Genomic DNA, 6,323 nt, shown 5'->3' on the forward strand with positions numbered 1-6,323 from the left:
AGTACTTTTTCAGGTGAAAGGTAGTACAAAAAATATTTCTTTTCAAGGTAGATGGGATTTGAAATATACATCCCTTTGTCCCTGAAGTTTATAAGGGTGATAAACTTATCAAAGGGCAGTGACATTGTCTTTTTATAAGATGAAACAGTGATACTTTCGTCATCAAGAACTTTTGATGCGTCTTCATAAACCTTTGAAGCAGTTTTAATGTCGCTAAAGCTTCCAAGGGCGATGTGCTTGCCACAATATGTGATAGATGCACGAAAAGATGGCGTTCCATCCTTTAAAGTTGTGGAATATACCCCAACATATTTTTTTTTGCTCATTTTTCCCCCAAATGAACTGGTATTATGGTATACTTTATCAAAATTTACTTTTATACATTAACGTGTATAAGAGTATTTTATATGAAATAACTTATCAGTGTCAAAACGGAGGAGAGAAAATGTCTAAGGAAGTTTTGTATTCAAGTACAAGAGGAGATAAGGGCTGCATCAAGGCGTCCCAGGCAATTTTAAGGGGTCTTGCGCCAGATGGAGGTCTTTATGTTCCTGATCATATTCCTCACTTGGAAAAGACACTTGGAGAAATATCAGGTCTTTCATATCAGGAGACAGCTTATGAAGTAATGAAGCTGCTGCTTACTGACTATACTGAGGAGGAGCTTAAGTATTGCATTTCACATGCTTATGACTCCAAGTTTGATACAGAGGAGATTGCGCCTTTATCAGAGGCGGGCGGAGCATATTTCCTTGAGTTGTACCACGGAGCAACAATCGCATTTAAGGATATGGCCCTGTCCATTCTTCCTTATCTTATGACTACAGCAGCCAAAAAGAATTCCATCCAGAATGAAATAGTTATCCTTACAGCTACAAGTGGAGATACAGGTAAGGCGGCACTTGCTGGCTTTGCTGAGGTTCCTGGCACAAGGATCATTGTCTTTTATCCAAAGCACGGCGTAAGCCCAATCCAGGAACAGCAGATGGTTACTCAAAAAGGGCAGAACACCTGTGTTATCGGCATTGAAGGAAACTTTGACGATGCTCAGACTGGTGTTAAAAAGATATTTACTGATCCTGAGCTTGCAAAGTACATGGATTCCAAGGGATTCCAGTTCTCATCTGCAAACTCCATCAATATCGGAAGACTTGTTCCGCAGATCGTTTACTACGTATACTCCTATGGCAAACTTCTTAAAGAGGGCAGAATTGCTGAGGGCGATCCAATTAATGTAGTTGTTCCAACTGGTAACTTTGGAAATATCCTTGCTGCATACTATGCTGGCAAGATGGGAGTACCTATCAGGAAGTTCATCTGCGCATCAAACTCCAATAAAGTGCTTTTTGACTTCTTTAAGACAGGTGAGTATGACAGGAATCGTGAGTTTGTCCTTACAAGTTCACCATCCATGGATATTCTCATCTCATCTAACCTTGAGAGACTTATTTACCACATTGCAGGCAATAGCGCTGAGGCAGATGCCAAGTACATGAAGGAGCTTTCTACTGATGGTAAGTATGAGATAACTCCTGCTATGAAAGAAGAGCTTAAGGATTTCTACGGCGGCTTCGCTACTGAAGATGAGACCTTTAAGACAATTGCTGACCTGTTTTACAATGGGTCATACCTTATCGATACTCACACTGCTGTTGCAGCTGCAGTTTATGACAAGTACAAGAAAGAGACTGGGGACAAGACCGCTACAGTCATTGCATCTACTGCAAGCCCATACAAGTTTACAAGAAGTGTCATGAATGCACTTGGAAAGGGAGATGACAGCAAGGATGACTTTGCTCTTGCAGATGAGCTGTCAGTTCTTTCAGGAGTTGCCATTCCTGATGCCGTAACATCCATCAGAAATGCAGAGATAAGGCACAAGACAGTAGTTGCTAAAACAGAAATGGAAAGTGCAGTTAAGTCTTTTCTTGGCATCTGATGTAATGCTAAAATATAAAAGTAATGACTTTGCAAATACTAAATAATGGGAGATGCGTATGGATCTAGGCAAGGGATATTATTCTGAAAACACACCTGAGATTATTGAGCTTTCCAAGCTTTCCAGGGAAGCAGACCTGATTGAGAATGAACTGTTTGTTAAGTACGATGTAAAAAGAGGACTTAGAGACTTAAATGGTAAGGGTGTTCTTACTGGCCTTACAAGAATCTCAGAGATTATTGCAAAAAAGACAGTAGATGGAAAAGAAGTTCCTGCAGACGGAGAGATTTATTATAGAGGATATGACGTCCACAAGCTGATAGATTCAGCTGTGGCGGAAAACAGGTTTGCCTTTGAGGAATGTGTGTACCTTCTTCTTTTTGACAAGCTCCCTACAGGAAAAGAGCTATTCGAATTTGAAAAACTATTAGGAATATATAAGAACCTTCCAACCAGCTTTGTACGAGACGTTATCATGAAGGCTCCAAGCCGCGATATGATGAATACTCTGGCTAGAAGTGTACTTACTCTTTATTTTTATGATGACCTGGCTGATGACGTGTCACTGGCTAATGTGCTAAGACAGTCACTTCAGCTTATCAGTATGTTCCCGCTCCTTGCTATCTACGGATATCATGCATACAATCACTACCACGAGGGAAATTCTCTGATAATCCATCCGCCAAAGGAGGAACTTTCTACAGCAGAGACAATTCTGTATCTCCTTAGGCCTGATAGTAAGTACACAGAGCTTGAAGCCAAGCTCCTTGATATTTGCCTTGTGCTTCATATGGAGCATGGCGGCGGTAACAATTCATCCTTCACGACCCGTGTTGTGAGCTCTTCTCTTACAGATACCTATTCTGTAATCGCTGCAGCTATTGGCTCTTTAAAGGGACCAAGGCACGGTGGAGCCAACATTAAGGTTGTGCATATGTTTGATGACATTGAAGCTAACGTCAAGAACTGGAAGGACGAGGATGAGGTAAGAGCATACCTTGATAAGATACTTAACAAAGAGGCTTTCGACAGATCAGGACTTATCTATGGTATAGGACATGCCATCTACTCCAAGTCTGATCCCAGGGCAATGATCCTTAAAGGATTTGTTGAAAAGCTTGCTGCCGAAAAGGGCAAAGAGGACGAGCTTGCACTGTACGAGATGGTAGAAAGATTAGCACCTGAGATTATCAGCGGAGAACGTACCATGTACAAGGGTGTATCTGCCAACGTGGACTTCTACTCAGGCTTCGTATACAGAATGCTGGATCTTCCGGAGGAGCTGTATCCTACAATATTTGCCATTGCAAGGATAGTAGGCTGGTCAGCTCACAGAATGGAAGAGCTAGCCAACAACGGTAAGATCATACGTCCTGCATACATGGCAATAGAGCCACGAAAAGACTATGTTCCTATGAACGAGAGAACATGACAAACACAAAACATTATATGATATTTTAAGCTTTTCAAGAATGAACAGATAATAAAAAATCCCTTGTGACGAGGTTAAGCGACAGCCTCGAGGAACAAGGGATTTTTATTATCTGTCTAGGCTTGAGAAAAATTACAGGTTATACTTTGCTGCAATGAGAGGAGCAACCTTAGATGAACCGATACGGCTGCAGCCTGCCTCTGCGTAAGCAAGAGCATCCTCGATGGTACGGATTCCGCCAGCAGCTTTGATCTTTACATCTGGGCCTATGTGCTTTTTGAAGAGCTCAATATCTGCAAGAGTAGCACCTGCACTGCCAAAACCAGTTGAAGTCTTGATATAGTCAGCCTTTACCTCTGTGATGATCTTGCACAGCTCGATCTTTTCCTCGTCTGTAAGGTAGCATGTCTCGATGATGACCTTAAGGAGCTTGTCGCCGCAAGCTTTCTTGATCTCAGTAAGCTCTTTTCTGACTTCGTCATATCTGTGGTTCTTAACGTCAGAGATGTTAACTACTGTGTCAATCTCTGATGCGCCGTCAGCAATCGAATCCTGGGCTTCAACAACCTTGGAATGAGTGCTGTTGTAGCCAAGAGGGAAACCAATAACGGTGCAAAGCTTTAAATTATCTCCATACTTGTCATGTACTCTCTTTAAATATGTCTGAGGGATGCAAACAGTAGCTGTGCCGTATTTTACAGCCTCGTCGCAAAGGGAAACGATTCCCTCCCATGTTGCGTCTGCAGTAAGAAGTGTGTGGTCAATAAGGCCAAGTATTTCTTTTTCTTCCATATCAATTATCTCCTTAAAAATATACAATAAATAGTGCTCAATAATTATATCACAGCCCCAGGAAATATGTGGTACAATTCTTTCTGGCAAATATTTTTGGTAAAGGAGAAATGGTAACCAAAATGGAAAATACAGTAGTAAAAGAAAGAATTAAAAGATTACGGGAAGAGATGGCAAAAAACGGTATCGACTACTACATGATGCCAACCTCTGACTTTCACAATTCTGAGTACTCGGCAGACTTTTTCAAAGTAAGAGAGTACTTCTGCGGATTCGACGGATCAAACGGAACACTCCTTGTTGGCAGGGACGATGCTAAAATGTGGACTGACGGCAGATACTTTATCCAGGCGGAAAACCAGATGAAGGGCACTGGAGTTGAGCTCATGAAGATGCTTGAAGCTGGCGTTCCAACTATTTCTGAGTACCTTCTTTCCAATATGGAAAAGGGGCAGGTTCTTGGATTTGATGGAAGGGTTATTTCTACCAGCATTGGAGAGGACCTGGAAAAGAAACTTGGCACTAAGGAAGTTACACTTAAGATCGACAAGGATCTGGCTGAAACAGTATGGACAGACAGGCCACTTCTTCCATGCCACGACATGTATGTACTTTCAGATGACCTCTGCGGAAAGAGCTTTAAGGACAAGCTTTCTGAGGTGAGAAAAAAGATGCAGGAGTATGGAACAAAGACCTATCTTTTAAGTAAGCTCGACGATATCATGTGGCTTACAAACCTTAGAGGAAATGACGTCGAGTGCAATCCTGTAGCGCTTTCCTATGCAGTTATCACCATGGACAGCTTTACATTATTTGTCCAGGAAAAAGAGATAACAAAAGATGTTCGCACTTACTGTGACAAAGTGGGTATCACACTTAAAGAGTACGGAGATGTGCTTCAGTACGTAAAAGAAATGAAGGCAGAGGGCAATATTCTTTTTGACAAGAGAAACACTAACTTCATTACATTTAAGGTCCTGCTTGATAAGGTTAAAAAAGAAGATCTGCGCCTTATAAATGCCAAGGATCCAACAGAGGACCTTAAGGCGGCAAAAAATGATGTGGAGCTTAAAAATATCAGAGAGGTTTATCTTAGAGACAGCGCCAAGCTCACGGAGTTTATCTATTGGGTTAAGAATACAGTTGGAAAAGAGCCTGTTACTGAATATACTGCAGCTATGAAGCTTGATTCTATGAGGGCTGAGCTTCCAGGATTTATAGAGCTGAGTTTCCCTACCATCAGTGCCTACAACGCCAATGCTGCCATGGCTCATTATGAAGCTACCAAGGACAACGCAGCTGAGGTTAAAAAGCAGGGCCTTCTGCTTGTTGATTCAGGCGGAACATACATGGGCGGAACAACAGATGTAACAAGAACTATAGTTGTGGGTGATCTTTCTGATGAGATCAAAAAACATTACACTTTGACTGTATGCGGAATGCTTCGTCTTGCTAATGCCAACTTTCTTGAGGGCTGCACTGGCAAGAATGTAGATATCCTTGCAAGAGGACCACTTTGGAATGCCGGCATTGACTACAAGCATGGAACAGGCCATGGAATCGGATATATCCTTAATGTCCATGAGGGACCACAGAACATCAGATGGCGCTTTACACCAGGACAGAACGAGGCGCCTCTTGTTCCTGGAATGATCGTATCCGACGAGCCAGGAGTATATATTGAAGGAAGCCATGGTATCAGAATCGAGAACATCCTTGAGGTTGTCGGCGGGGTGGAAAATGAATATGGAAAGTTCCTTCATTTTGCCCATCTTACTTATGCTCCAATAGATCTTGAGGCCATCGATACAAAGTATATGGACGACAGTGATATAAGAGCCCTTAATGATTACCACAAGATGGTATTTGAAAAGGTTAGTCCACTTATCAGGGATGAGGCAGTTCTTGGCTGGTTAAAAGAAGCTACAAGAGAGATTAACTAAAAAGTAAAAAGAATCTTAAAATATGCCAGAATGCTTGAAAATATGCACCCTTTGGATATAATAATAGTAGAACTACAAGATAGTTCTCCTGGGATGACCGACACCTCCTGTGTAATTTGAACCTACATTACTTTAAACGGGATTCCTACATTACCTACCTGAATGTCACGCCTTCGGCCCTGCGTATACGCAGACCAGCTACGGGAGAGGAAGACAG

4 protein-coding genes and 1 pseudogene are annotated in these 6,323 nt (G+C 42.0%); 3 read left to right on the forward strand and 2 right to left on the reverse strand.

Annotated elements, in window-relative coordinates; translation table 11 throughout:
* Positions 1-326, reverse strand: a pseudogene (locus J6I68_RS02995) (hypothetical protein); the annotation flags it as partial.
* A 119-nt stretch (positions 327-445) separates the two neighbouring features.
* Here J6I68_RS02995 and thrC point away from each other — a divergent pair.
* Positions 446-1,939, forward strand: coding sequence for a threonine synthase (thrC, locus tag J6I68_RS03000; RefSeq protein ID WP_292217257.1), 1,494 nt, complete (start codon positions 446-448; stop codon positions 1,937-1,939).
* 58 nt (positions 1,940-1,997) lie between these two features.
* Positions 1,998-3,371 carry a citrate/2-methylcitrate synthase gene (locus J6I68_RS03005; RefSeq protein ID WP_292217258.1) on the forward strand — a complete coding sequence of 458 codons (1,374 nt, stop codon included), beginning with the start codon at positions 1,998-2,000 and terminating at the stop codon, positions 3,369-3,371.
* 132 nt (positions 3,372-3,503) lie between these two features.
* Here J6I68_RS03005 and deoC read toward each other — a convergent pair whose 3' ends face one another.
* A complete protein-coding gene (deoC, locus tag J6I68_RS03010) occupies positions 3,504-4,163 on the reverse strand; it encodes a deoxyribose-phosphate aldolase (protein WP_292217259.1) in 660 nt (219 codons plus the stop codon).
* A 122-nt stretch (positions 4,164-4,285) separates the two neighbouring features.
* Between deoC and J6I68_RS03015 the strand changes: the two genes are divergently transcribed.
* On the forward strand, positions 4,286-6,106 hold the full coding sequence (locus J6I68_RS03015; protein ID WP_292217261.1) for an aminopeptidase P family protein: 1,821 nt from the start codon (positions 4,286-4,288) through the stop codon (positions 6,104-6,106).
* The last annotated feature ends 217 nt before the right edge of the window (positions 6,107-6,323 follow it).

This window comes from Butyrivibrio sp., from assembly GCF_017940685.1.
In the GTDB taxonomy this organism is placed as follows: domain Bacteria; phylum Bacillota; class Clostridia; order Lachnospirales; family Lachnospiraceae; genus Butyrivibrio.

What these genes read in the sequence shown, in the direction of transcription:
- thrC (WP_292217257.1), top strand. Translation starts at nt 446, where the DNA reads ATGTCTAAGGAAGTTTTGTATTCAAGTACAAGAGGAGATAAGGGCTGC.
- J6I68_RS03005 (WP_292217258.1), top strand. Translation starts at nt 1,998, where the DNA reads ATGGATCTAGGCAAGGGATATTATTCTGAAAACACACCTGAGATTATT.
- deoC (WP_292217259.1), bottom strand. Translation starts at nt 4,163, where the DNA reads ATGGAAGAAAAAGAAATACTTGGCCTTATTGACCACACACTTCTTACT.
- J6I68_RS03015 (WP_292217261.1), top strand. Translation starts at nt 4,286, where the DNA reads ATGGAAAATACAGTAGTAAAAGAAAGAATTAAAAGATTACGGGAAGAG.